Genomic DNA, 24,713 nt, shown 5'->3' with positions numbered 1-24,713 from the left:
TCGTCGGAGGGGTGGGCGTCGGGGCGTCAGGCCGGGTGACCGCGCCGCGCCCTGCGGATGATCGGCGGCTCGTCCGCGGCGGCGCTCGCGGGGAGGACGGCGGCCAGGTCGGCGACGGTCGGGCCGGTGAAGAACTGGCGCACGCCGACCACCGCGCCGAGCTGCGACCTGATCTCCGCGAGGAGCCGGGTGGCGAGCAGGGAGTGCCCGCCGAGATCGAAGAAGCTGTCGTGGACGCCGATCCGCTCGTGGCCGAGGACCCGTTCCCAGATGGCGCACAGGGCCCGCTCGTCGTCGGTGCGCGGCGCCGCGTAGGACCGGCCGGCGGCGGCCGGCCCCGGGGCGGGCAGCGCGGCCAGGTCGGTCTTCCCGTTGGACGTCACGGGGAACGCGTCGAGCAGCGTGATCGTGACGGGGACCATGTAGTCGGGCAGTTCGCGGCGCAGGTGCTCGCGCAGCTCCTGCGGGCCGGGCGCGGTGGCGCCCTCCGCGGGGACCGCGTAGCCGGCGAGTGCGGGGCCGCCCGCACCGTCCACGACGGTGACGGCGGCCTGTCCCACCGCCGGGTGGCCGGCCAGGGCGTGCTCGATCTCGGCGGGCTCGATGCGCAGGCCGCGGATCTTCACCTGGCGGTCGGCGCGGCCGAGGTACTCCACCTGGCCCGAGGTGTTCCAGCGGGCCAGGTCGCCGGTGCGGTACATCCGGCTGCCCGGCGGCCCGTACGGGCAGGCCGTGAAGCGTTCGGCGGTCAGTCCGGGGCGGCCCAGGTAGCCCTGGGCGAGGCCGGTCCCGGCGATGTAGAGCTCGCCGGTGACGCCGGGCGGTACGAGGCCGAGCCGCTCGTCCAGGACGTGGAGGCGGGTGCCGTCCAGCGGCCGCCCGATGGGCACGGGGCCCTCCGGGGCGTCCTGTCCGGGCGCGAGGGCGTGGGTGGCGGCGAAGGTGGTGGTCTCCGTCGGGCCGTACGCGTTGGTGACGGTGGTGCGGGGGCAGGCCTCGCGCACCCGGCGGACCATGGACGGGGAGGCGGCCTCTCCCCCGGTCATCACCTCGTGCAGCGAGCCGAGCTGCTCCGGGCAGCGGTCGGCCAGCACGTTGAACAGGGTGGCGGTCAGGAAGGTTCCGGTGACCCGCTGTTCGGTCATGAGGCGGGCCAGTTCCGCGACGTCGAGGTCGCCGGGGGGTGCCACGACGACCAGGCCGCCGTTCAGCAGCGGCACCCACAGCTCGTAGGTGGAGGCGTCGAAGGCGTGCGGGGAGCGGAACAGGACGCGTTCGTGCGCGCCGCCGCGCCAGCGCCGGTCGCCGGCCAGGGCCACGACCTCCCGGTGGGAGACGGCGACGCCCTTGGGGGTTCCGGTCGAGCCGGAGGTGTACATCAGGTACGCCAGGGCGTCGGGGTGGGCGCCGTCGGCGGGGCCGGCGGGCGCGGCCCCGGCGGCGTGCGGGCCGTCGGCGGCGCCGTCGGCCGGGTCGAGGCGCAGCACGTGCCGGGTGCCCGCCGCGGCGGCGGCGTCCTGCGGGGCGTCGGTGATCAGGACGGCCGCCCCGGCGGCGGCGGTCACCGCCGTCGTGCGCGCCCGGGGGGCGCGGGCGTCGAGCGGCAGGTAGGCCGCGCCCGCCTTGAGCACGCCCAGGCAGGCGGCGACCAGGCCGGCGGAGCGGTCCATCAGCACGGCGACGGCCTCGCCCGGACGGACGCCCAGCCCGCGCAGCCGCTCGGCGATCAGGCCGGAGCGGGCGTCCAGTTCGGCGTACGTCGTCTCCCGGTCCCCGCAGAGCACCGCGGGCCGGCCGGGGTGCTCGGCGGCCCGCGCGGCGAACGCCCCGTGGACCGTGCGGGCGTCGGGGGCGGCGGGGGCTCCCTGCCAGTGCTCCAGGAGGTCGTCCCGCTCCTGGGGCAGCAGGACGTCGAGCGCCGCGATCGGTGCGGCGGGATCGCGCACGACGGCGTCGATCACGTGGACGAGCCGGTCCAGGAGGCGCTGGGCGGTCGCCTCGTCGAACAGGTCGGCCGCGTACTCCAGGGCCAGGCCGAGGCCCCGGGGGGCGCCGCTCTGCGCGTCGTGGAGCTCCTCGACCTCCAGGGTCAGGTCGAACTTGGCGGTGTCGGTGCGCACCGCCTCCTCCTCCACCCGCAGGTCCCCGAAGCGCGGGGGCCCGCCCTCGGTGCGCTGGGCCGCGACCGCCACCTGGAAGAGGGGGTGGCGGGAGGCCGACCGGGCCGGGTTGAGCCGCTCGACCAGCGATTCGAAGGGGAGTTCCTGATGGGCGTACGTCTCCAGCGCGGCGGCCCGCACCCGGTCGAGCACCTCCTCGAAGGAGGGGTCGCCGGAGGTGTCGGCGCGCACGACCAGGGTGTTGACGAAGAGGCCGACGAGGTCCGCGAGCGCTTCGTCCTCGCGGCCGTCCACGGGGCAGCCCAGGGGCAGGTCGGTCCCCGCCCCGAGGCGGGTGAGGAGGGTGGCGAAGGCGGCCTGGACGGCCATGAACGGCGTCGCGCGGCGGGCCCGCGCCAGGTCCGCCAGTCCGGCGTGCGCGGCGGCCGCGGTCCGGACGGACACCAGGGCGCCCCGGTGGGTGGCGACGGCCGGGCGCGGCCGGTCGGTGGGCAGGGCCAGCTCCTCGGGCAGGCCGGCGAGGGCGCCGGTCCAGTGGCCGAGCAGCCGGGCGTGCAGGGACGCGGGGTCCTCCGCCGCACCGAGGACCTCGCGCTGCCACAGCGCGTAGTCCGGGTACTGGACGGGGAGTTCGGGCCACTCGGGCGACTGCCGGGCGAGCCGGGCGGTGTAGGCGGCGGCCAGGTCCCGGACCAGGATGGTCAGGGAGAGGCCGTCTCCCGCGATGTGGTGCAGGACCAGCAGCAGGTAGTGGTCGTCGTCCGCGTGGGCGAACAGCTCCGCGCGCAGGGGCGGTTCGGCGGAGATGTCGAAGGGCCGGTTCGCCGCCTGCGCGACCTGCGCTGCGTGTGCTTCGGGCGCGCAGGCCGTGACGGTGAGGGCGGGGGCCCCGGCGGCCGGTTCGAGGACGTGCTGGCGGGGATGGCCGGCGTCGTCGGGGAACACCGTGCGCAGGGCCTCGTGCCGGCCGGTCACGTCCGCGAGGGCGGCCTCCAGCGCGGGCCGGTCGAGCGGGCCGCGCAGCCTCAGCCCGACCGGGATGTGGTAGACGGCGCCGTCGGCGCCCTCGCGGGCGTGGAACCACAGCCGCTGCTGGGCGTGGGACAGAGGGATCACAGCAGGGCTCCGAGCTGGGATTCGAAGGTGTCGAGGTCGGCCTGGCTGACCTGGGCCAGGGACACGTCGGAGGGGGTCAGGCCACCGGCACCGGGGCGGGCGGCGTGGGCGGCGACGGCGCGCAGCATGGTGAACCACTCCCGGGCCAGGTCGCGTACGCGCTCCCCGGGGTAGGCGTTGCCCGCCCAGGTCCAGGTCGCGCTGAGGGTGAGGCCGTCGGCGCCCTCGTGGGCGGCTGCGTTGACCTCGATGGCGTGCGCCATCGGCAGCCCGTCGTCGGCGTCGTCGAGGGCGAAGGCGTGGCCGGGGGCCGCGTCCCAGTCGGCGGCGCCGCCCATGGGGAAGCGGCCGAGGTAGTTGAACCCGATCTCGGGGATGCCGGGTCCGGCGAGGGCGGGGCCGGTGCGGCTGTTGAGGTGGCGCAGCATGCCGAAGCCGATGCCCTTGTCCGGTACGGCGCGCAGTTCCTCCTTGACCAGGCGCAGGGCGGCTCCCACGGCGGCCCCGCCGCTCCGGGCGTCGTCGAGGTCGGGCCGGCCGAGGGCGAGGCGGACGGGGAAGACGGTGGTGAACCAGCCGACCGTGCGCGAGAGGTCCAGGCCGTCGGCGATGTCCTCCCGGCCGTGTCCCTCGACGTCGACGAGGACGGCCCCGTCCGCGTCGGGGCCGCCGGGACCGTCGGCCGGTCCGCCGGCCGCGGCGCGCCGCCAGCCGAGCACGGCCAGGGCGAGCGCGGTCAGCAGGACGTCGTTGACGGTGCCGTTGACCAGCGCGGGCGCGGTGGTCAGCAGCGGGCCGGTGACGTCGGGCGGGAGGGTGAGGGTGTGGGTGTTGCCGGCGCTCTCCGGGTCGAGGGCGCCCGGGGCGCGGACCCCGGCCAGCGGCTGCGGCGCCTCGCGCAGGGTGGCGGCCCAGCGGGCGGCCTCGGCCATCCGGTGGCCGGAGGTGGCCTCGGCGCGCAGCAGGTCGGCCCAGTGCGCGAAGGGGGTGTGCACGGGTTCGGGGACCGGGTCGCGGCCTTCGGCGAGGGCCGTCCCGCACGACCGCAGGTCGTCTTGGAGGATCCGCCACGACACGCCGTCGACGGCCAGGTGGTGGATGACGAGCGCGAGCCGGCCCTGCCGTCCGGCGCCGCGGTCCAGGAGGACGGCGCGCAGCATGCGGCCGTCCCGGGGCGAGAGCAGCCGGCGGGCGGCCCGCATCCGCTCGCGGGTCAGGGCGGGGAGCGCCTCGTCGTCGAGGCCCCGGGCGTCGACGTGTTCGAGCAGGTCCCCGGCCGCGACGGAGCCGGCGGGCGGCAGCTCGGGCTCGCCGCGGCCGGCCCCGATCCCGTCGGGGAGCCGCATGCGGAGCACGTCGTGGGTGTCCAGCAGGGCCTGGAGGGTGCGCACGGCGGCGTCCGCGCCGAATCCGGGCGGGGTGCGCAGCACGAGCGACTGGTTGTACGTGTCGACGGGGCCGCCGAGTTCGCCGAGCCAGCCCATGATCGGCGTGGGCGCGAGCGGGCCGAGGCGGCGCGGGGGCGCGGCCGGCCGGGCGTCGGCCCGTGCGCGGCCCGGCGTACGGGCCGCGGCGGCCAGCGCGGTCACGCTCTCGGAGCGCAGCACCTCGCGGGTGGTGACGACGAGCCCGGCGGCGCGGGCCCGGCTGACCACCTGGATGGCCTGGATGCTGTCCCCGCCCAGTCCGGTGAAGCTGTGGCCGGGGTCGACCTCGGCGAGGCCGAGGACGTCGGCGAAGAGGGACCGCAGGGTCCGGAGGTGGTCAGCCACGGGGCGCGGCCTCCGCGAGGGCCGCCACGAGGGAGGCGGGGCGCATGTCGGTCCAGGCCTGCTCGACGTGGTCGAGGCAGGCGCGTCGGCCGTCGGGGCCGTGGACCACGGTCCAGCCCGCCGGGACGGGGTGGGAGGCGGGCCACAGGGAGTGCTGGAGCTCGTCGTTGCGGACCACGACGTAGGCGGCGTTGTCGTTCTCGAAGGGGTTGCTCATGGCGGGTCACCTCACGTGTCGGGGTGCGGTCGTACGGGTCGTACACCGCGTCGGGTGCCGGCCCGGCCGGGCGGGGGCCGGGGCCGGGCCGGTGGAGGGGGTCCGCAGCCGCGGTGTGAGCGGCCGGGGGAAATCGACGGGCAGGGCGGAATCGGCGGGCAGCGGGGTCGGCGGACCGGGCGCCGCCGGCCGGGTTCAGCGCACCGGGCTCAGCCGGCCGGCGCCGCCTCGACGTGGAGGCGGACCAGGGCCCGGGCCTCGTCGAGGGCGGTGTGGACGCCGTCCGCGTCCGGGTGCCGGGCGATGATGTGCCCGAGCCGGTCGGAGGCGCTGCGGGGCCGGCGTACGGCCGTGCCCGGCGCCGCGGTGACGGTGACCGCCTCGACGCCCTCGACCGCGGCGGCGGCCTCCGTGCCACCGGCGGCGGTCAGGACGCCGTCGGCGTCCGCGAGCAGGAACTGGATCCCGGCGTGGCCGCCGTGTTCGGGCTTCAGCTGCGGCGGCAGTCCGAGGGCGGCGCGCAGTTGTTGTTCGAGGAGGCGCACGCCGCCGGCGAGGCGGATCAGCTCGGGGATCATCCCGCCGGCCGGCCGGGGGTTGATCTCGATGACCGCGGGGCCGTCGGCGGTCAGCTTGACCTCGGTGTGCGTGGCTCCCAGCCGGACACCGGCGGCGTCGAGGGCGGCGGTCACGGTCTCGGTGATCCGCTCGGCCTCGGCCGTCGGCAGCGGGGCCGGGAACAGGTGGCGGTGCTCGACGAAGTGCGGGATCGCCGTGACCGACTTGGCGGTGATGCCGACGCACTCGGCGCGCCCGTCCCAGGTGAACATCTCGACGCTGACCTCCGGCGCGTCGAGGTACTCCTCGACGAGCACCGTGCGCGCGGTCGGCATGCCCCGCACGTTGGTGGTGATCGCGAGGATGCGCTCGGCGTGCGCGGTGGCCCCGGCCTCGTCGGCGCAGAGCAGGACGTTGGTCGAGCCGGAGTCGTCGGCCGGCTTGACCACGCAGGGCAGTCCGGTACGGGCGACGGCCGCCGCGACCTCAGACGCCTCGCGGACCAGTCCGTAGCGGGGCTGGCGCACCCCGGCTTCCCGCAGGGCCTCGCGGAGCGCGGCCTTGTCCCGGCAGGTGGCCATCGCCTCCGGCGGGTTGCCGGGCAGACCGAGCCAGCGTGCGATCCGCGCGGCGGCCGGTACGTAGAAGTCGCTGGTGGTGGTGACGCCCGCGATCTCCTCCCGGCGGAACCGCTCCTGGACGGCCGTGCGCAGCGCGGCGGCGGAGTTGGTGTCGCAGCGGAGCACTTCGGTGCCGGTCTCGGCGAGCCCCCGGTAGCGGTCGGGGTCTGCGGTCAGCAGGACGGGTACGGTGCCCAGTTCGCGGGCCAGGTCCAGGGCCATCATGCCGGTGCCGATGGTGTTGGACTCCACGAAGAGCAGGTGGCGACGGATGCCGGCGGGCGCGCTGTAGGCGAGGCGGGACCAGGTCCGGGCGGTCTCGCCGGTGGCGACGGCGGCGGGCGCGGCCGCGGTGGGCACCTCGCGCAGGGCGTGCTCGGCCCAGTGCTCCTCGCTGTAGACGGTGTCGGCGTAGCGGTCGCCGCGGTCGGGCAGGATGCCGACGATCCGGCTGCCCGGCTCGGCGCGGCCGGCCAGGTCGGTCAGGACCCGGTAGACGGAGCCGGAGGTGTTCCCGCCGAAGATCTGCTGCTCGCGGGCGAGGTCCCAGGTCGCGGCGAACGCCTCGTGGTCGTTGAGCCAGTGGACCTCGTCGACGAGGGTGCGGTCGAGGTTCTTGGGCAGCAGGCTGTTGCCCAGCCCGCTCTGGAGCCGCTGGGGCACGTCGGGCTGGCCGAAGAGGGCGCTGCCCACGCAGTCGACGCCGACCACGTGCAGCCCGGGCAGGGACTCCCGCACCGCGCGGGCCGTGCCGCACAACGAGCCGCCGCTGCCGACGGCCCCGACGAGGGTGTCGAACTCCGGCAGGTCGGCGAGGAGTTCCCCGGCGAGGGTGCGGTAGGCGCCCGGGTTGTCGGGGTTGGCGTACTGCTGCGGCCAGAAGGCGCCGGGAAGTTCCGCCAGCAGCTCGGCGAGCCGCTCCAGGCGGGCGCTCTGCCAGCCGTGGCTGGTCATGGCGTCGACGACGTGCACCCGGCAGCCCAGGGCGCGGAGTTTGGCGAGGGTGACGGGGTCGATCCGCGGGTCGGTGACGATGTGGACGTCGTGTCCCAGGGAGCGGCCGACGAGGGCGACGCCGAGCGCCATCGTGCCGGACGAGCTCTCGATGACGGGAGCGCCCGGGCGGAGCGTGCCGAGCCGCCGGGCCTCCAGGAGGATGTTGCGGGCGACGCGGTCCTTCATGGCGAAGAGGTTCTGCAGTTCCAGCTTGGCGTAGACCTCCACGCCGCGGGCCTCGCCCAGGCGCAGCCTGACCAGCGGGGTGGCGCCGATCGCGTCCGTCACGGTGTCGAACAGCATGCTCAGATCTCCAGCTCGATGGGACGCAACGGAAGGGCCGGGGCGGCCGGCGCCGGCGGGGTCCAGCTGTCGCCGGCGCCCAGCGACCGGTGTACGGACACTTCTCCGCCGAGGGCGGCGCAGCCGGCCCGGACGTGCTCGGTCTTGCCGGCGAGGGACGGGTCGTGGGCTTCGAGGAGGACGCCGAGCATGGTTCCGCTGTGGGCGAGCACCAGGCCGAGGCCGTCCACTTCGCGGCACAGGGCGCGCAGTTCCGCGAACCCGGCGCGCTCGCGGCGGTGCGCGTTCATCTCCGCGCTGCGGGTGGCCACGGCGCCGACCTCGTGCAGGTCGCCGCCGGCCACCGCGTCGGTGAGCCGGTCCAGCAGGCGCGCGTACTCCTGCCGGGCGGCCGCGTCGATCGTGCGGGCTCCCCGGTTGTGCGCGACCGTGTCCACCTGGCCGCCCTCGTCGTGGGCGACGACGGTGAGCGGGGGCAGGACGCCGAGGCGGCGGCCGAGGCGCACCTCGCGGTGGTGGAAGGCGACGATCTCGTCGTACATCACCCCGTCGGCCGGTTCGATGCCGCGCAGGAAGGCCTCCGTCTCGGCCGGGGTGAAGGTCCGGCCGAACGCCGCGCCCACGGCCCGTACGGTGGCGACGAGGTCGGCCGAGGAGCTGGCCAGCCCCTTGCCCTCGGGCAGGTCCCCGCCCACCTCCAGCAGGCCGCCGTCCGGGACGCCGAGCGAGGCCAGTACGGCTTCGGCGACGCGTCGGGACTTGCCCTTGTGGGCGGGCCGTACGTGCACGCCCCGCTGCCCGGCCCGGGGGCGGAACACGGCGGTGGCCCAGCGGGCGAGCGGGAAGGTGACGAGGAAGTCGCCCTGCGGACGGGGCAGCGCTCCCTGGAGCAGTTCCCCGAAGGTCCCGAAGGCGCTGCCGGAGGCGGCCGCTCGGACGGACGGCCCGGGAACGGCGGTTGCGGGCGTGCAGGCGCCGGAGGGCGCCGGGCCCGGCTCGGCGGGGGGCCGGGGTACGGGGGCCGCGGCGTCAGTGCGTCCGCTGTAGGCCGGTGCGGGCACCATCGCCGTCCTCCTCCGTGTCGTCGGTTTCCGGGCGGTCGGGGCGGTCCGGGCGGCCCGCCGGGTACAGGGCCCGGTCGACGTCCTCGGCCCCGCCGCGGATCGCCTCGGCGCGCGACGCCCAGTCGGCGGCGAGCCGTTCGTACTGCTGCGCCTGGGCGTGCAGGACCTCGCGAACGGCGTCGGGGCGCGCCGAGCCGGCGGACACCATGCGGGCCAGGCCCCGGTCGACGTCGAAGGCCTCGGCGAGGAGCCCGGCGGGGTCGCCGAGGGTGATGCCGTGTTCCGCGGCCGCGCGGACGAGCAGGGGCGGTTCGCCCGGTGCGGGGTCGGCGCCCGCGTCCGCGGCGAGCACGATGTACTTCCCCGCGACGACCTGGGCGGTGCGCCACGGCACCCCCTCGGTGAGGGTGAGGGCGTTGGCGAGGCTGAAGCCGCCGAGGAACTCCCGGGCGCACACCGCGCGCATGCGGTCGGCGCGGAAGGTCAGCCTGCGCAGTACCTCGGTGAGGAGGCGGACGGTGCCGTGGGCCGAGTCGAAGGCGTTCAGCAGGTGGGTCCCGGCCTCCTTGGACACCTCGACGAGGTTGCAGAACGGGGTGTTGCGCTGGCCCAGGAGCACGTCGAAGTGGAAGGCGCTCAGGTGGGCCGTGCGGCCACGGATGCGTTCCAGGACGGGGTAGTTCTTCTTCTGCGGCATCGCGGAGGAGATCCCGGACAGTTCGTCGGGCAGTTCGATGAACCCGTACTCGCTGCCGCCCCAGGTCAGCAGGTCGGTGGTGAACCGGCTCAGCGCGGTGCCCAGCAGGCTGAGCTCCGCGGTGAGTTCGGCGCTCCAGCGGCGGGAGGCGACGGCCGTGAGGGCGTGGGGCTGGGGCCGGGAGAAGCCGAGCAGCCGGGCCATCCGGTCGCGGTCCCACGGCAGTTCCTGCCCGGCCATCGCGCCGGCGCCGAGCGGGCAGGCGTCGATGCCGTCGTACGTGCGCAGCAGCCGCTCTTGGGTGTGCAGCAGGTGCTCGGACAGCGCGCCGAGGTAGAAGCCGGGGGTGATGACCTGGGCGGCCTGGAAGTGGGTGTAGCCCGGCATGGGCTGCTCGCAGGTCTCCCCGGCCAGCCGGTGCACGACGGTGCCCAGTTCGAGGAGGGCGGCGGCGAAGCGGGTGAGCTGGTCGCGGCCGTACATCACCTGGGCGCAGGCCTGCAGGTCGTTGCGGCTGCGGTCGACGTGCCAGCGGACGGCCGGACGGTCCAGCCCCGCCTCGACGTGGCGTTCGAGGGCGAAGGCGATGTCCGACATGTTGGCGCCGGGTTCCGCGTCGAGGGTGTCGGGACCGACGGCGTCGAGCCGGGCGGCGATCGCGCCGGCTTCGGCGGGGTCGATCAGGTCCATGCGGACGTACTCGGCGGCCAGGGTCTTCTCGATGGCGACGTAGTGGTGCAGCAGGTACCGGGACTCGAACCTGAACTGCGGGGCGAGCACTTCGTCGTGCAGGAGTGCGCTGGGGCCGCCGCGGATGCGGCCGCTCAGCGCGGGGGCGGGCCCCCGGGGATCGCTCGTCACGTGGTGGTGTTCCGTTCTGGTGTGGTGCGTGGTGCGGGATGCGTACGGGTACGGACGGGCGGACGGGGCCGCTCAGCGGCCGTCCGCGGCGGCGAGGGCCTCGCGGAGGGACGCGGCGACGGCCGCGACGTGCGGGTGGCGCATCAGCCCGTAGTGGTCGGTGGTGGCGTCGTGGCGGATCAGGGCGGCTCCGGAGTGCCGTTCCCACCGGTCGGCGGCGTGTCCTTCGGCTCCGGTCGAGGTCTGGTGGAAGTGGACCGGGCAGGGCGCGGCCGACGGCTGGTGGCGGGCGGCGGCGAGGATCCCGGTGCGGAACACCTCGTAGTGGCGGGCCAGGTCCGCCGCGTCGAGTCCCGGGGCGAACCCGTCGCGCTCGACGCGCTCGGCGAGCAGCGCCAGCCGCGCGGCGGTGTCCGGCGCGCCGAGCAGGGCCGTGCGCAGGGCCGGTCCGGCGTCGGAATCGGGGTCGGCGCCGGCCGAGCGGGCGAGGTCCTCGTGGAACCACTCCAGCAGCGAGGCCTCGTCGTCGGGGACGCTCCGGGGATCGGGGAAGGCCGTGTCGAGCAGGGTGAGCGTGGCCACCTCCTCGCCGGCGGCGCGCAGCCGGACGGCCATCTCGTGGGCGAGCAGCCCGCCGAAGGACCAGCCGGCCAGGTGGTAGGGGCCGGTGGGACGGACCCTGCGCAGGGCGCGGAGGTGGACGGCGGCGAGTTCCCCGACGGTGCCGGGAGCGCTCTCCGGCTCGCCGCCGCCGGGGGCAGTCAGCCCGGGCGCGGTCAGCCCGTACACCGGCCGGCCGGTGCCCAGCGCGGTGACCAGGGCCCGGTAGCAGAAGACGTTCCCGCCGACCGGGTGGACGAGGAAGAGGGGCGGGAGGTCCCCCTCCCCCTGGATGCGCACCACCGGGTCGGGGGCGGCGCGGTGCCGTCCGCGCAGGACGGCGGCCTGCCGGGCCACGGTCGGGTGTTCCATGACGGCGGAGACTCCGAGGCGTTCGCCGAAGGCCTGGTTGACGCGGCCGATGAGGCGCAGGGCGTCGATGGAGTGGCCGCCGGCGTCGAAGAAGTCGTCGTGGACGCCGACCGGGCCGGAGCCCAGCAGTTGTTCCCAGATGCCGACGAGTCGGGATTCGAGCGCGTCGCGGGGCGGCGCGGGCAGGGTGCCGGCGCGCAGGTCGGCGGGGTCGGGGTCGGGCAGGGCGGCGCGGTCGAGCTTGCCGTTGGCGGTCAGCGGGAGGGCGTCCAGGCGCACCCAGGCGGAGGGGACCATGTACTCGGGGAGCCGTTCCCGGGCGTGGCGGGCCAGGTCCCCGGGTCCGGGGACCGGTGCGCCGTCGGGGGCGGCGTCCGGGGTGACGACGTAGCCGACGAGCCGTTCGCCGCGGGGCAGGACCGCGCAGTCGCGGACGGCGGGGTGTTCGGCGAGGACCGCCTCGATCTCGCCGGGCTCCACGCGGAAGCCGCGGATCTTGAGCTGGTGGTCGGTGCGGCCGGCGTACTCCAGGGCGCCGTCGGGGCGGTGCCGGGCGAGGTCGCCGGTGCGGTAGAGGCGCCGGGTGACCCCGTCGTGTCCGGTGTGTTCGACGAACCGCTCGGCGGTCAGTTCGGGGCGGCCGTGGTAGCCGTCGGCGAGGCCGACGCCCTCCAGGAACAGTTCGCCGGTGACGCCGAGGGGGACCTCGGACAGCCGCGCGTCCAGGACGTGGGTGCGCATGTTGGCGATGGGGCGGCCGATGGGCACGGTGTCGCCGCCGTCGGGCCGGCACTGCCAGTACGTGACGTCGACGGCCGCCTCGGTGGGCCCGTACAGGTTGTGCAGGGCCACGCCGGGCAGCCGCTCGAAGAACCTGCGCTGCACGTCGTACGGCAGGGCCTCGCCGCTGCACACGACGCGGGTGAGGTCGGCCGCGTCGGCGGTGGCCCGCGGGTCGTCGAGGAACACGCTGAGCATGGACGGGACGAAGTGGACGGTGGTGACGCCCTCGTCGCGGACCAGGGACCCGAGGTAGCCGGGGTCCCGGTGGCCGCCGGGGCGGGCGAGGACCAGGGTGGCACCGGTCAGGAGGGGCCAGAAGAGTTCCCAGACGGACACGTCGAAGGTGTAGGGGGTCTTGTGGAGCACCCGCTCCCCCGGAGTCAGTCCGTACGCCTCCTGCATCCACAGCAGCCGGTTGGCGATGGCGCGGTGGGACACCACGACGCCCTTGGGCTTGCCGGTGGAGCCCGAGGTGAAGATCATGTAGGCCGGGTCGGCCGGGTCGTGGGCCGGGGAGGGCTCCCGTGCGGCGGCCCGGTCCGGAGCGGTGTCGGCGTCCGGGGCCGTGTCGGGATCCGGAGCGGTGTCGGCGTCCGGGGCGGTGTCGGGGCGTACGACGTCCACGCCCGCGGCCCGCAGCGGCTCCTCCCAGCGGCCTTCGGTGACCACCAGTCCGATGCCGGACTCGGCGAGCAGCGACAGGATCCGGGGCTCCGGGTGCCCGGGGTCCAGCGGCACGTACGCGGCGCCGGACTTGAGGACGCCCAGGAGCACCGCGGGCAGCGCAGCGGAGCGCTCCAGCAGCAGTCCGACGAAGGTGCCGGGGCCGGCGCCCCGCCCGCGCAGGACGGCGCGGATCCGCTCGGCGGCCGCGTCGAGCTCCCGGTAGCTGAGCTCGGCGCCCTCGAAGCGCACGGCGGGCGCGTCGGGGGTGCGGGCGGTCTGGGCGTCGATCAGCCGGGTCAGGTGGTGGGGCTGCGGATAGTCGGCGTCGGTGCTGTTCCACTCCGCGTAGCGGCGGTGTTCGGCCTCCGGAAGGAGGTCGGCCGCCCCGCAGTCGCGGTCCGGCGCGGTGGCCAGGTCCGTCAGCGCGGCGGTGTAGGAGGCGTGCGCGGAGGCGATCTGCTCCTCGGAGAACCGGGCGGCGTCGAAGCGCAGGCCGAGCTCCAGGAGGGAACCGTCGGGGGTGCGGGAGAACTCCGCGCCGAAGGGGAGGTCGGTGCCGGCCTCGCCCGTCTCCTCCAGGACGGTGAATCCCGCCCCGTCGGGGCCCGTGTGCTCGACGTGGAAGTGGGTGTAGTTGAAGAAGGTCTCGAACAGCGGGTCGCCCCCGGAGATCCGCTGGATCTCCGGCAGCGGGAAGCGGCGGTGGCCGTGCAGGAGCACCTCCGACTCCGCGACGCGCGCCACGAGCGCGCGCCAGTCGAGTCCGGCGGTGTCGATCCGGAAGGGCAGGGTGTTCAGGAAGGCTCCGACGACCTTGTCTCCGTCGGTCTCCTCGGTCCGCCCGTTGTGGACCACGCCGGTGGTCACCTCGTCGTTCCCGCCGAGCAGGGCCATCACCCGCAGGTGGGCGGCGAGCAGGACGGTGCGCAGCGGCACCCCGCACTCGGCGGCCAGTGCGGTGAGCCGGCCGTGCAGATCCGCGGGGAGCGGTCCCAGGTACCAGGACATCCGGGCCGGTCCCCCCTGGGCGGCGGGCCGCGCCAGCCGGGTGGCGGGTGCGCCGGCGGTCTGCGCGGCCCAGAACGCGCGCTGGGCGGGGTCGGCCAGGGCGGCCCGCTCCAGGGCGACGAAGGAGGCGAAGCGGGAACGGAGCGCGTCGGCCGGGGGCGGGCCCGCCGGGCTCCCGCCGGCCGGGACCCCGACGGTCAAGGTCCCGCTCTCCGGGTCCCCGGCCAGGGCCGTGTAGCGGGAGCCGAGTTCGGCGAAGAGGGACCGCTCGCTCCAGCCGTCCATGACGGCATGGTGTTCGGCGATGAACAGCCGGAAGGTCTCGTCCGAGAGCCGCTGGACGTGGAAGCGGATCAGCGGGGCCCGGTCCCAGGCGAACGGCCGGTCCCGCTCGGCGGCGTACCGGGCGGCGACCGCCGTCTCCTGCGCGTCGGCGTCGAGCCCGTGGAGGTCCTCGAAGGTGATCTCCGGCGCGGCCCCCCGGTGTACGAGCTGGAGGGGTTCGCCGTAGCCGTGGAGGTCGAAGGACGTGCGGAGCATCTCGTGGCGGGCCGCCACGGCGGCCACCGTACGGCGCCAGGCGTCCGGTGCGTACGGCGCCCGGACCAGGTACGAGGCGACGTTGTGGTAGACGCGGCCGCCGGCGGCGGGCAGGTCGCTGTGGAAGAGCATGCCGGCCTGGAGCCGGGTCATCGGATAGGCGTCCTCCAGCCCGTCGGGCAGCGCGGCGCGGTCCTCGGGGGTGAGGAGGGCGAACGGCTCGTACGGCGCCGGGGGTTCGGCGCCCAGCGGGGTGGTGGCCGGGGCCAGGGCGCGTACCGTCTGGCGGCGCATGAGGTCGACGACGGCGAAGGACAGGCCGCGTTCCCGGGCGCGGGCCAGCACCTGCAGGGAGCGGATGGAGTCGCCGCCGAGGGCGAAGTAGTTGTCCAGGGCGCCGACCCGTTCGTGGCCGAGGACCTGCGCCAGGATCTCGGCGAGCGCCGTCTCGACCGGTCCCTCGGGCGCCTCGTACGGCGCCGTGGGCGTACGGGCGGCCGAGCCGGGCGCGGGCAGCGCGCGCCGGTCGGTCTTGCCGTTGGGCGTCAGCGGCAGCGCGGCCAGGGTGACGAACGCGCCGGGAACCATGTAGCCCGGCAGCCTCCGCTCCAGGTGCGCGCGCAGCTCCTCGACGGTGGGGCCGCCTCCGGGCCCGGCGCCCGGGACGGCCAGGTATCCGACGAGGACGTCGGCCCCGGAGGCGTCCGGGACGACGAGCGCGACGGCCGCGTCGACCCGGGGGTGCGCGGCGAGGGCGGCCTCGACCTCGCCGAGCTCGATGCGGAACCCGCGGAGTTTGACCTGGTGGTCGATGCGGCCGAGGTACTCCAGGTCACCGTCGGGCAGGGCGCGGGCCAGGTCCCCGGTCCGGTAGAGCCGTTCGGCGCCGGCGGGCACGACCGGCGCGTCGGCGGCGCCGGTGCGGGAGACGCCGGCGGGGAAGCGTTCGGCGGTGAGGTCCGGGCGGTGCAGGTAGCCGCGGGCCAGGCCCGCGCCGCCCACGTACAGCTCGCCCACGGCGCCGCGGGGGACGGTCCGGCCGCGCGCGTCGAGCAGGTGCAGGCGGAGGTCCGGGATGGGGACGCCGATGACGCTGCCACGGCCCTCCGCGGCGTCGCGCGCGGTCAGCGGCCGGTAGGTGACGTGCACGGTGGTCTCGGTGATGCCGTACATGTTGACCAGCCGGGGGGCGGTGTCGCCGTGGCGGTCGAACCAGCCCGCGAGCGCGGCGACGTCGAGGGCCTCCCCGCCGAAGACGACGTGGCGCAGCGCGAGCGGCGGCCCGGCCGCGGCCGCCGTGCCGGGCGCCCGGTGGTGCTCCTCGTCGGCGCGGGCCAGCTGGTAGAAGGCGGACGGCGTCTGGTTGAGGACGGTGACGCGCTCGCGGCGCAGCAGCCGGTGGAACTCCTCGGGCGAGCGGCTGGTCTCGTACGGCACCACGACGAGGCGGCCGCCGTGGGCGAGGGCGCCCCACAGCTCCCAGACGGAGAAGTCGAAGGCGATGGAGTGGAAGAGCGTCCACACGTCGTCGGGTCCGAACCCGAACCAGTGGTCGGTGGCGGAGAACAGCCGGGTGACGTTGGCGTGCGGCACCAGGGTGCCCTTGGGCTGCCCGGTGGAGCCCGAGGTGTAGATGACGTACGCCAGGTGGTCGGGGGTGACCCCGGTGTCGGGGGCCGTGTCCGGCTCGGCCGCGAGCAGCGCGGCGTCGGCGAGCAGGTCGACGGTGTGCGGGGCGCCGGTGTCCGAGGTGCCCCCGCCCGGGGCCGGGTCCTCCCACAGCGCCCGGGTCGCGGTGGTGCCGACGACGTGCCCGAGGCGGGCGTCGCCGATGATGTAGCGCAGCCGCTCGGCGGGGTTGTCGGGGTCGAGGGGGAGGTAGGCGCCCCCGGCCTTGAGGATGCCGAGCAGGCCGACGACGAGCTCCGCCGAGCGCGGCACGCACAGCCCGACGAGCGTGTCGGGGCCGACGCCGAGGGCCCGCAGCCGGTGGGCCAGCCGGTTGGCGCGGACGTCGAGCTCGCGGTAGGTCAGGGGCGTGCCGTCGTGGACGAGGGCGACGGCGTCGGGGGTGCGGGCCGCGTGGGCGGCGAACAGCTCGTGGACACAGGCCGCTTCCGGCGCGGACTGCCGGGACGCGTCGGTGCGGGGCGGGAGCGGGGAGGTGATGCCGCGGCGCTCGTCGGCCGACAGCACGGGCAGCCGGGTGAGGGGCAGGCCGGGATCGGCGGTCGCGGCGTCCAGGAGCCGGACGTAGTGCCGGGCGAACTGCTCGATGGTGGCCGCCTCGAACAGGTCGGCGCGGTACTCCAGCCGGCAGCGCAACTCCCCGCCGGTGCGCACGACGTCGAAGGTCAGGTCGAACTTGGCGGTCCCGTCGGGCCCGTCGAGCAGCCGGGCGCGCGGGCCGGGAAGGCCCTCGGTCATGCCGTCCTCGTCGTGGAGGCCGAACATGACGTGGAACAGCGGCGCTTCGGCGGCGGTGCGCCCAGGCGTGAGGTGCTCGACGATCCGCTCGTACGGGAGGTCCTGGTGGTCCTGGGCGTCGAGGACGGTGTCCCGCACGCGCTCCAGGTGGGTGCGGAACGCGGGGTCGTCGGACAGGTCGGCGCGCAGGACGAGGGTGTTGACGAAGAGGCCGACGGTGTCCTGGAACTCCTTGCGGTTCCGGTTGGCCACGGGGGTGCCGACGAGAACGTCGTCGGTGCCGGTGTAGCGGCCCAGCACGACCTGGAAGGCCGCGAGCATCACGGTGTACGGGGTGCTGTGCGTGTCGCGGCACAGGGCGGCCATCCGGCGCAGGACCGGGGCGGGGACGTCGAAGGCGTGGACGGCGGCCGCGCCGCGGGCCGGACCGTCGCCGGGCCGGCGGTCCCTGGGCAGGGCAGCGTCCGGGAGTTCGCCGCCCAGCCGCCGCGCCCAGTGGTCGAGGTGGTCCTGCGCCGCCCTGCCGCGGAGCCATTCCTCCTGCCAGTCGGAGAAGTCGGCGTACTGGTACTCCGGTCCGGCCTCGGCGTCCGGCGGCAGGGGCTCGCCGCCGCCGGTGTCCCCGGTGCGCAGGGCGTACGCGCTGAGCAGTTCCCGTACGAGGATGCCCACCGACCAGCCGTCGCCGACGATGTGGTGCATGACCAGCGCGAGGACGGCCCCTTCGGGGGTGTGCAGCAGGGCCGCACGGAACAGGGGGCCGCGCCGCAGGTCGAAGGGCCGGTGGTGCTCGGCGGCGATCCAGCCGTCCACGTCCGTGCCGGCGTCGGCCGTCCGGACCGACCAGTCCAGGTCGGCGGTGGTGTCGACGTGCTGCCACAGCTCGCCGTCGCGCAGGACGAACCGGGTGCGCAGCGCCTCGTGCCGGTCGAGCAGGCCCTGGGCGCACGAGCGGAGCACGGCCTCGTCGACGGCCCCTTCGAGGGCGTGGAAGACGGGCATGTGATAGGTCGGCCTGCCTTCCTCCATCTCGTGGAGGAAGTACATCCGCTGCTGGGCTCCGGACGCACGGAATGCGCTGAACGACAGCTCGGCAGGGCGATCGATCGACTCGTGACTGGCCAAGACAACTCCCTCGGCGCCGCACCGTGTCATGGCGCGCGGCGCATATCCCGCTTGCTTGCGCCTCCACGGTATGAACGGGACGGAGCGGGGTGAAGTCACCTCTTTCAGGTCCCTGATTCACGTGACGGGACCTCCGCGCGGGCGGCGGGCGCGCGTCCGGGCGCCGCTGCGCCCCCCGGATTCGCGCGACGGAAGCGGGGTATCCGGAGCACTGTCAGAGCCACGCACGTCGACGACAGGACCGCCGATGCCCACGCACGAACTGCGCACGTCCCTCACGACCTTGCGGGAGCAGGCCGCGGACCCGTCCCTGTCGCCCGGGGAACGCGCCCACCTCGACGACCTGATCGCACGGCTCGAAGCCGCGTCGGCCCGCGAGGACCACGGCGCGGAGGGCGGCCTGCTGGAGGGGCTGAACCAGTCGCTCGCCCGCTTCGAGGTCGAGCACCCGCGCATCGGCGCGACGCTCAACAGCATCGCGCAGAGCCTGACCTCGATGGGTGTCTGACCCCGGCTGACCCCGGCTGACCCCGGACCACGGAGGGGCCGGGGCGCTCGGGAGCAGGCCCGGCGCTCAGGAGCAGGCCGGGGGCTCAGGAGCAGGCCGGGCGTTCGTGAACGGGCCGGGGCGCTCCCGAGCGCCCCGGGCGCTCAGGCCTGCCGCGACCGGTAGAGGTCGCGCAGCAGGGCGATCTCGGCTCCGTGGTGCAGGACCTCCTGGTTGACCCACCACACGATGTCGAGGAACGGTTCCTCCGCGTCGCTGCCGTGCGGGTACGTGCAGTGGCCCACGGTGTCGAGCGCGACGTCGTCGGCGCCCGTCAGGGCCGTGCGCCAGGCCGCCGCGCCCTCGGTGAAGGCCGCGACCGCCCCTGCGGCGTCCCCGCTGACGGGGTGGTCGTCGCGGGTCCGTACGCACGCGCCGACCGTGTGCTCGGCGCGGAGCGCCAGCATCTCGGAGAGGTGGCTGAGCCGCCAGGCGAGGGTGGTGAAGGGGGGCGGCCAGGGGTGCGGGTACGCCGCGGCGTCGCGCCCCCACGGACCGGCGCCGGCCAGGAGGGTCGCGCGCGCCCCCGGTCCGTCCTCGCGCCGTCGGACCGACCAGCAGTCGGGCACCGGTTCCCAGAGGTACTCCTCGTCCGTCATCGGGACCGTCTTCGTCTCCGATCCGTCACCGCTGTCCATGGAAGGGCCCGCGATCCGGCCGACGAGCCGCTCGGTGGCGAAGTCGAACTGCTCCAGCAGCGGGGCCAGGCGGGAGGGGGTCACGGAATGCTCCTGTGGTGTGCTGCTCGGCCCGGAACGGGCTGGTCCGCGGCCCCGGCCGGAGCCGCCACGAGCCCGCCAGCCTGGCACAGCGCCCACGCGGGCGCATCCCCGTTTCCGTGCGCCTCCCCGCGCGGACGGCCCAACGGCCTCCCCGGGGCGGCACGTTGGGCGCCGCCCGGGAGCGCGGCGGAGGGAACGGTTCCTCAGGGGTGTGCGCCGGGGCCCGACGGGTGGGCGGCCAGCGGGGTCGGCGAGAGGTCGGTGGTCTCCTCGCCGGGTTCGAGGAGCGTGTCGGCGGCGCCCACGATGAGGGGGTCCGGGAGGCCGACGGCCTCGGGGTCCTTGTTGGCGTAGTCGAGCCGCCAGAGCAGGTGGCGCATGGCCTGGAGCCTCGCCCGGCGTTTGTCGTTGCTCTTGACCACGGTCCAGGGCGCGTCGGCCGTGTCGGTGGCGCGGAACATGGCGATCTTGGCCGCCGTGTAGTCGTCCCACAGGTCCAGGGAGGCCATGTCGGTGGGAGAGAGCTTCCACTGGCGGACCGGGTCCACGCGGCGGATGGCGAAGCGGGTGCGCTGCTCGGCGCGGGAGACGGAGAACCAGAACTTGACCAGGTGGATGCCGTCCTCGACGAGCATCGTCTCGAAGGACGGGCACTGGCGCAGGAACAGCCGGTACTCCTCGTCCGTGCAGAAGCCCATGACCTTCTCGACGCCGGCGCGGTTGTACCAGGACCGGTCGAAGAAGACGATCTCGCCGGCGGACGGCAGGTGGTCGACGTAGCGCTGGAAGTACCACTGTCCCGCCTCGCGCTCGGTGGGCTTGTCGAGGGCGACAACCCGGGCGCCTCGGGGGTTGAGGCGTTCGGTGAACCGCTGGATGGTGCCGCCCTTGCCCGCCGCGTCCCGGCCCTCGCAGACCACCACGATGCGGGCGCCGGTCTCCTTCGCCCACTTCTGCAGTTTGAGCATCTCGATCTGCAGGATCCGCTTGGCGCGCTCGTACTCGCCGCGCCGGATCCTGCGGTCGTACGGGTGGTTCTCGCGCCACGTCCGGATCGGCAGGCCCGCGCCGTCGAGCAGGACGGGCTGTTCGGGACGGCTCGTGTCGACCTTGAGCCCGGCCAGCAGCTGCTCGTGCTGTCGCGCTTCCGCCTGATCGGTCATCCCGTACGCCTTCCTGTGGAGGGGGCCGCCGCGCCGCGAAGCGACGCGCACCGCCCTTCGCGGCGCATACCCGTCCACGGACGGCCTAACCTGCCCGGACCCGCCCGTCCCGGCCCTGGGCGGGAGGGCCCGCCGCCACCGTCCGGGCGCCCGCGAGATGCGCGTCGCCGGACCGCGGCGGAGCATGGCCGTGAGCTCTACCCGCTCCGCCCGCAGCACCTTGCCGGCACCCCCAGGACGGATGGAACACGATGCAGACGCAGAGGTACGAGCTGGTCTTCGAGGACGGTCCCGAGTCCGGGCAGGACGTCGTGGTGGTGTCCGTGACCGGCCAGAAGGGCCCGGGCGGCCATCCCGTGTACGCCGACGAGACCGGCATCGTCAGGGCCGAGATCAGCGACCGCGGCGAGGTCCGCGTGCTGCCCAGCGGCGGCGGCCAGGAGCCGGCCCACCGGGTGCGCGCGCGGGCGCTTCCGTCCTGATCCTCCGTCTCCCCGCGCGCCGCAGAAACCAGAAGACGAGACGGTCCGGCTCGCGTTAGGCTGACGGCATGTGCAGGCACTTCTACTTCCGCTGAGCACCGGGCGCGGTCCCGGAGCGGCCCACGGGCCGCCGGGTCGCGCTGCCCGCCGCCAGGAAGCAGGTACCCGCACCCCCGAGGACACCCCATGCGCTCGCGCCCCTCCGCCACCCCCTCCCGTCCGCCTTCCGCCGCCCCCGCCGCGTCCCAGCTCGCCCTGGCCGGCGTGTCCAAGGCCTACGGGGACCGTCTCGTACTCGACCGGGTGTCCCTGACGCTGCGGCCGGGCGAGAAGGCGGCCGTCATCGGCGAGAACGGTTCCGGCAAGTCCACCCTCATGAGGCTGATCGCCGGCGTGGAACAGCCGGACGACGGCCGCGTCACCGTCTCCTTCCCCGGCGGCGTCGGCCATCTCGCCCAGATCCTCGCCCTCGGGCGGGACCGCACGGTGCAGGACGCCGTCGACGCGGCCCTGCACGAGCTGCGGGCACTGGCGGCCCGGATCCGGGCCGCCGAGGGCGCGCTCGCCACGGCCGGACCCGCGGAACTCGACGCTTACGGCGAACTCCTCGGCGCGTACGAGTCCCGCGGCGGCTACACGGCCGACGCCCGCGTCGACGCCGCCCTGCACGGGCTCGGCATCGGCCGCGTCGGCCGCGGGCGGAGCCTCGGCTCGCTCTCCGGCGGTGAGGAGTCCCGGCTGGCCCTGGCCTGCGTCCTCGGCGCGGCGCCGGAGCTCCTGCTCCTGGACGAGCCGACGAACCACCTCGACGAGCCCGCCGTGGCGTGGCTGGCGGAGCGGCTGCGGGCGCACCGCGGCACGCTCGTCGTCATCACGCACGACCGCCGGTTCCTGGAACGGGTGGCGACGACCATCCTGGACGTGGACCGCGACCTGCGGACCGTCACGCGGTACGGGGACGGCTGGGCGGGCTATCGGGCCGCCCTCGCCGCGGCCCGGCGCGGACGGGAGCAGCGCCACCTCGCGTACGTGGACGAGCTCGCCCGTACGCGGCGGCTCGTCGAGGCCGCCGGGCAGCGCCTGGCGGTCACCGGGAAGGACCCCCGGCAGGGCTTCGGCAAGCACCGGCGCTCGCACGACGCCAAGCTGTCCGGCCAGGTCAGGGCTGCTCGGAGGCATCTGGACCTGCTGCTGCGGGAGCCGGTCGCCGCGCCGCCCGAGCCCCTGCGGTTCACCGCGCGTCCCGCGGCGGTGGCCGCCGCCCCGCCGGAGGACCTCCCGTACGTGGCCGAGCTGGCCGCGGTCCGCGTCGGCGGGCGGCTGTCCGTACCGGAACTCACCGTCGCGCCCGGGGCGCGGCTGCTGGTGTCGGGCCCGAACGGGGCCGGGAAGTCGACGCTGCTGCGGGTGCTGGCGGGCGATCTCGCCCCGGACCACGGCACCGTGCGGTGCCACGCGCCCGTCGGGTACCTCCCCCAGGAGGTCGCCGCCGATCCGGCCCGCCATCCGCTCCTGCACGGCTTCGCGGCCGGCCGGCCGGGCGCACCGGAGGAGTACGCCGACGAGCTGCTCGCCCTCGGCCTGTTCCGCCGGGAGGACCTGCACGTACCGGTGGCGGCGCTCTCGGTCGGCCAGCGCCGGCGGCTGGAGCTGGCCCGGCTGGTGACCCGGCCGGCCGGCCTGCTCGTCCTGGACGAGCCGACCAACCACGTGTCCCCGGCGCTGGTCGAGGAGCTCGAAGGCGCGCTGTCCGCCTTTCCCGGCGCGGTGGTGGCGGTGTCCCACGACCACCGGTTCCGGTCCGCGTTCCCCGGCCCCCGCCTGGAGCTGCGCGCGGGCTCGCCGGTCGGGTAGCGCCGGGGGCTGCGGTCAGGCCGTGGAGACCCGGGCGGCGGTGTCGCGGCTGCCCGACTCCCACGGCGGGGGCGAGGCCAGGTCGGTCCAGGCGGCCAGGGCCTCGCCGTCGATGCAGATGATGCCGCACCCTTCGGCGTACTCCAGGGCGGGGGCGGTGTAGGAGCTGGTGGTGACGACGATCGCCACATCGGCCTCGTGCACGGCGAAGCAGGTGCCGCCGAAGCGCTGCAGGTCCTGCGAGCCGACACGATTGGTGTCGGTGTAGTGCTTGCACTGGACGACGATGCGCAGTCCGTCCGGGGTCGTGGCGATCACGTCGGCGCCCAGGTCGCCCGCACCGCCCACCACTTCCACGGGGGTGCAGCCGTCGCGCGCGCACAGCGCGGCTATCGCGTGCTCGAAGCCGTCGGCGTCGACCGCCGCGTGGTCCAGCGCGCCGCCGTCGACGTCCGGCACCTCGCGCACGTCCGGGACCTCCCGGGCGTCGGGCACGTCCAGTACCGCGGTGACCTCGATCATGTACGGGTCCGCGTACGGCACGGGGCCGCGGGCCGTCCGGGCGGCGGAGCGGCGCCTGACGGGCGCGACCCCCCACTTGGCCAGCGCCACACCGGCCGCCAGCACCACCACCGTGACGACGGGTATGACCGGCACCGTCGCACCCGAGCCTCCGGCGGCCTTGAGGAAGACGGCGAGGCCGCCCACGCAGATCCCCACGAGCCCCAAGGCCAGCACCACGTCGCGCCCGAACGAAGCGGAACCGCGCCCGGCCGTCCTTCTGCCTTCCCCCGGCACCCTCATGTGGGAGCCCTCCCTCGTGTGATTCCTGTGTGATGCGGTCGTGATCGTGATGTGGACGCGCCGTGGTCCCGGACCCTTCGGGGGTTCGGGACCACGGCGGACACCGGCGTGCGCGCCGGTGCTTCGGGCGGGTCAGTGCTTGAAGACGTCCTTGATCTTTTCCTTGGCCTGGCGGGCGTCGCCCTTCGCCTGTTCGGCGCGCCCTTCGGCCGTCATGCGCTCGTTGCCCACCAGGCGGCCGGCCGTCTCCTTGAGCTTGCCCTTGGCCTGCTCGACCTTGGCCTGGCTCTTCTCGTTGTTCGACACAGCTGATCACTCCCTGGGGGGACGGGAACTCCTCGTACTGCTCCGTCTGACCCGGATCAGCGCCCCCAAACACGCAGGTCAGGATCCGGAGCCGGGAACTTCTCCACCGAAGAGGTCCGCCATGTGCCGCTGGAGGGTCATCACGTCCGACAGCGTGTACAGCCCCTGCCCGGGACCTGGCTCCCCGCCCTGAGGGCCCGGCTCGTGCCCCGCGGCGACGGCCCGCACCTGGTTCGCCGGGTCCGGCAGGTAGGTGAGGCCGTCGACGCCGAAGCGGGCCCGGCCGCCCGGCCGCGCCGCCCCGGCGCCGGCCAGGTCGCCCAGGGTGGGCGGCTGCGCGAACGTGCCGGCGTAGAACTCGATCAGGGGTGTCTCGTTGAGGCCGTACACCTTCCACACGTACGCGGCGTGGAAGCGGCCGCCCAGCTCGATCGACAGGACGTCTCCGGGCCGCAGGAAGGTGAGGGAGCGCGGCGAGGCCGGCCTGCGCGTCAGCGGGACGGGCACGGAGCACAGGAGTTCCTTGATGTCCTCGGACTGCCGTGCGAAGGCGTCGGAGAGCACGACGTCGCGGTTGAGGGCGTCCACCGCCTCGACCGCGGCCGCGGTGACCGCGGGGTCCTGGAAGCCGTACTTGTGCAGGAGGGTGGCGAGGGCGACCCGGACGACGTCCCGCGTCGCGGGGCGCGCCTCCTCGGAGTCGAGGAGGCAGCGCCAGCGGGCGAGCACCGGGGTGACCACGTCGCGGGTCAGTTCCTCGTGGGAGGGGAGCGGGGCGACCATCTGCCAGTGCACCCAGCGCGCCAGCTCTTCGTCCAGGGCCCGTACGAGCCCCCTCGCCGCCAGCTTGTCCAGTACCTGTTGGTGCTTCATGCCGCCCCCGCCCCTTGCGCCCCACCCGGTCCACCCGGTCCACCGGCGGCCAGGCTAGCGGCCGTGCGCGTCACCCGGACACGCCCGTGGGGCCGGACTCGTGGAAGAGTCCGGCCC

15 protein-coding genes are annotated in these 24,713 nt (G+C 75.5%); 3 read left to right on the top strand and 12 right to left on the bottom strand.

Annotation, left to right across the window (positions count from 1 at the left end; all coding sequences use genetic code 11):
* Positions 1-26: 26 nt before the first annotated feature.
* The 7 genes from ACZ6S8_RS31775 to ACZ6S8_RS31745 form a co-directional block, all read right to left on the bottom strand.
* Positions 27-3,236, bottom strand: a complete 3,210-nt coding sequence (locus tag ACZ6S8_RS31775; RefSeq protein ID WP_469460889.1) for a non-ribosomal peptide synthetase — start codon at positions 3,234-3,236, stop codon at positions 27-29.
* Positions 3,233-5,008: a condensation domain-containing protein gene (locus tag ACZ6S8_RS31770; RefSeq protein WP_469460888.1), complete on the bottom strand. Its 1,776-nt coding sequence runs from the start codon at positions 5,006-5,008 to the stop codon at positions 3,233-3,235. Before ACZ6S8_RS31770 ends, ACZ6S8_RS31775 begins: the two co-directional genes overlap by 4 nt.
* Positions 5,001-5,225 (bottom strand): MbtH family protein, encoded by a 225-nt coding sequence (locus tag ACZ6S8_RS31765; protein WP_469460887.1) that lies wholly within the window; start codon positions 5,223-5,225, stop codon positions 5,001-5,003. Before ACZ6S8_RS31765 ends, ACZ6S8_RS31770 begins: the two co-directional genes overlap by 8 nt.
* 209 nt (positions 5,226-5,434) lie before the next feature.
* On the bottom strand, positions 5,435-7,702 hold the full coding sequence (locus ACZ6S8_RS31760; RefSeq protein ID WP_469460886.1) for a pyridoxal-phosphate dependent enzyme: 2,268 nt from the start codon (positions 7,700-7,702) through the stop codon (positions 5,435-5,437).
* Positions 7,703-7,704: 2 nt separating this feature from the next.
* Positions 7,705-8,766 (bottom strand): GHMP family kinase ATP-binding protein, encoded by a 1,062-nt coding sequence (locus ACZ6S8_RS31755; RefSeq protein ID WP_469460885.1) that lies wholly within the window; start codon positions 8,764-8,766, stop codon positions 7,705-7,707.
* The gene (locus tag ACZ6S8_RS31750) at positions 8,732-10,324 is read right to left on the bottom strand and encodes a lyase family protein (RefSeq protein WP_469460884.1); all 1,593 of its coding nucleotides are present in this window, start codon (positions 10,322-10,324) and stop codon (positions 8,732-8,734) included. The genes ACZ6S8_RS31755 and ACZ6S8_RS31750 overlap by 35 nt, the downstream gene beginning before the upstream one ends.
* 72 nt (positions 10,325-10,396) lie before the next feature.
* Complete coding sequence (locus ACZ6S8_RS31745; RefSeq protein WP_469460883.1) at positions 10,397-17,845, bottom strand: amino acid adenylation domain-containing protein; 7,449 nt, start codon at positions 17,843-17,845, stop codon at positions 10,397-10,399.
* Between the two features lie 247 nt (positions 17,846-18,092).
* On the opposite strand from ACZ6S8_RS31745, the gene ACZ6S8_RS31740 reads away from it, so the two are divergent.
* Positions 18,093-18,353 (top strand): DUF4404 family protein, encoded by a 261-nt coding sequence (locus ACZ6S8_RS31740; protein ID WP_469460882.1) that lies wholly within the window; start codon positions 18,093-18,095, stop codon positions 18,351-18,353.
* Positions 18,354-18,496: 143 nt separating this feature from the next.
* Here the strand turns inward: ACZ6S8_RS31740 and ACZ6S8_RS31735 are convergent, their stop codons facing one another.
* Together ACZ6S8_RS31735 and ppk2 are read right to left on the bottom strand one after the other, a co-directional pair.
* On the bottom strand, positions 18,497-19,114 hold the full coding sequence (locus ACZ6S8_RS31735) for a DinB family protein (protein WP_469460881.1): 618 nt from the start codon (positions 19,112-19,114) through the stop codon (positions 18,497-18,499).
* 203 nt (positions 19,115-19,317) lie between these two features.
* On the bottom strand, positions 19,318-20,277 hold the full coding sequence (ppk2, locus tag ACZ6S8_RS31730; RefSeq protein ID WP_469460880.1) for a polyphosphate kinase 2: 960 nt from the start codon (positions 20,275-20,277) through the stop codon (positions 19,318-19,320).
* A gap of 251 nt (positions 20,278-20,528) precedes the next feature.
* On the opposite strand from ppk2, the gene ACZ6S8_RS31725 reads away from it, so the two are divergent.
* Both ACZ6S8_RS31725 and ACZ6S8_RS31720 read left to right on the top strand, forming a co-directional pair.
* The gene (locus ACZ6S8_RS31725; protein ID WP_469460879.1) at positions 20,529-20,759 is read left to right on the top strand and encodes a DUF6296 family protein; all 231 of its coding nucleotides are present in this window, start codon (positions 20,529-20,531) and stop codon (positions 20,757-20,759) included.
* A 186-nt stretch (positions 20,760-20,945) separates the two neighbouring features.
* Positions 20,946-22,613, top strand: coding sequence for an ABC-F family ATP-binding cassette domain-containing protein (locus ACZ6S8_RS31720; protein WP_469460878.1), 1,668 nt, complete (start codon positions 20,946-20,948; stop codon positions 22,611-22,613).
* A gap of 15 nt (positions 22,614-22,628) precedes the next feature.
* Here ACZ6S8_RS31720 and ACZ6S8_RS31715 read toward each other — a convergent pair whose 3' ends face one another.
* The 3 genes from ACZ6S8_RS31715 to ACZ6S8_RS31705 all read right to left on the bottom strand — a co-directional run bounded on the left by ACZ6S8_RS31715 (position 22,629) and on the right by ACZ6S8_RS31705 (position 24,596).
* A complete protein-coding gene (locus ACZ6S8_RS31715) occupies positions 22,629-23,417 on the bottom strand; it encodes a restriction endonuclease (RefSeq protein WP_469460877.1) in 789 nt (262 codons plus the stop codon).
* Positions 23,418-23,549: 132 nt separating this feature from the next.
* On the bottom strand, positions 23,550-23,723 hold the full coding sequence (locus tag ACZ6S8_RS31710) for a CsbD family protein (protein WP_469460876.1): 174 nt from the start codon (positions 23,721-23,723) through the stop codon (positions 23,550-23,552).
* A 78-nt stretch (positions 23,724-23,801) separates the two neighbouring features.
* The gene (locus tag ACZ6S8_RS31705) at positions 23,802-24,596 is read right to left on the bottom strand and encodes a hypothetical protein (RefSeq protein WP_469460875.1); all 795 of its coding nucleotides are present in this window, start codon (positions 24,594-24,596) and stop codon (positions 23,802-23,804) included.
* Positions 24,597-24,713 lie beyond the last annotated feature (117 nt).

This window comes from Streptomyces sp. NPDC048461, from assembly GCF_055587105.1.
The sequence above is the reverse complement of the archived record's forward strand: the minus strand, read 5'-3'. Positions and strand labels throughout refer to the sequence as shown.

Excerpts from the sequence above, each read along its gene's own strand:
- ACZ6S8_RS31765 (WP_469460887.1), bottom strand. The coding sequence starts at position 5,225 with ATGAGCAACCCCTTCGAGAACGACAACGCCGCCTACGTCGTGGTCCGC.
- ACZ6S8_RS31760 (WP_469460886.1), bottom strand. The coding sequence starts at position 7,702 with ATGCTGTTCGACACCGTGACGGACGCGATCGGCGCCACCCCGCTGGTC.
- ACZ6S8_RS31755 (WP_469460885.1), bottom strand. The coding sequence starts at position 8,766 with ATGGTGCCCGCACCGGCCTACAGCGGACGCACTGACGCCGCGGCCCCC.
- ACZ6S8_RS31740 (WP_469460882.1), top strand. The coding sequence starts at position 18,093 with ATGCCCACGCACGAACTGCGCACGTCCCTCACGACCTTGCGGGAGCAG.
- ppk2 (WP_469460880.1), bottom strand. The coding sequence starts at position 20,277 with ATGACCGATCAGGCGGAAGCGCGACAGCACGAGCAGCTGCTGGCCGGG.
- ACZ6S8_RS31725 (WP_469460879.1), top strand. The coding sequence starts at position 20,529 with ATGCAGACGCAGAGGTACGAGCTGGTCTTCGAGGACGGTCCCGAGTCC.
- ACZ6S8_RS31720 (WP_469460878.1), top strand. The coding sequence starts at position 20,946 with ATGCGCTCGCGCCCCTCCGCCACCCCCTCCCGTCCGCCTTCCGCCGCC.
- ACZ6S8_RS31715 (WP_469460877.1), bottom strand. The coding sequence starts at position 23,417 with ATGAGGGTGCCGGGGGAAGGCAGAAGGACGGCCGGGCGCGGTTCCGCT.
- ACZ6S8_RS31705 (WP_469460875.1), bottom strand. The coding sequence starts at position 24,596 with ATGAAGCACCAACAGGTACTGGACAAGCTGGCGGCGAGGGGGCTCGTA.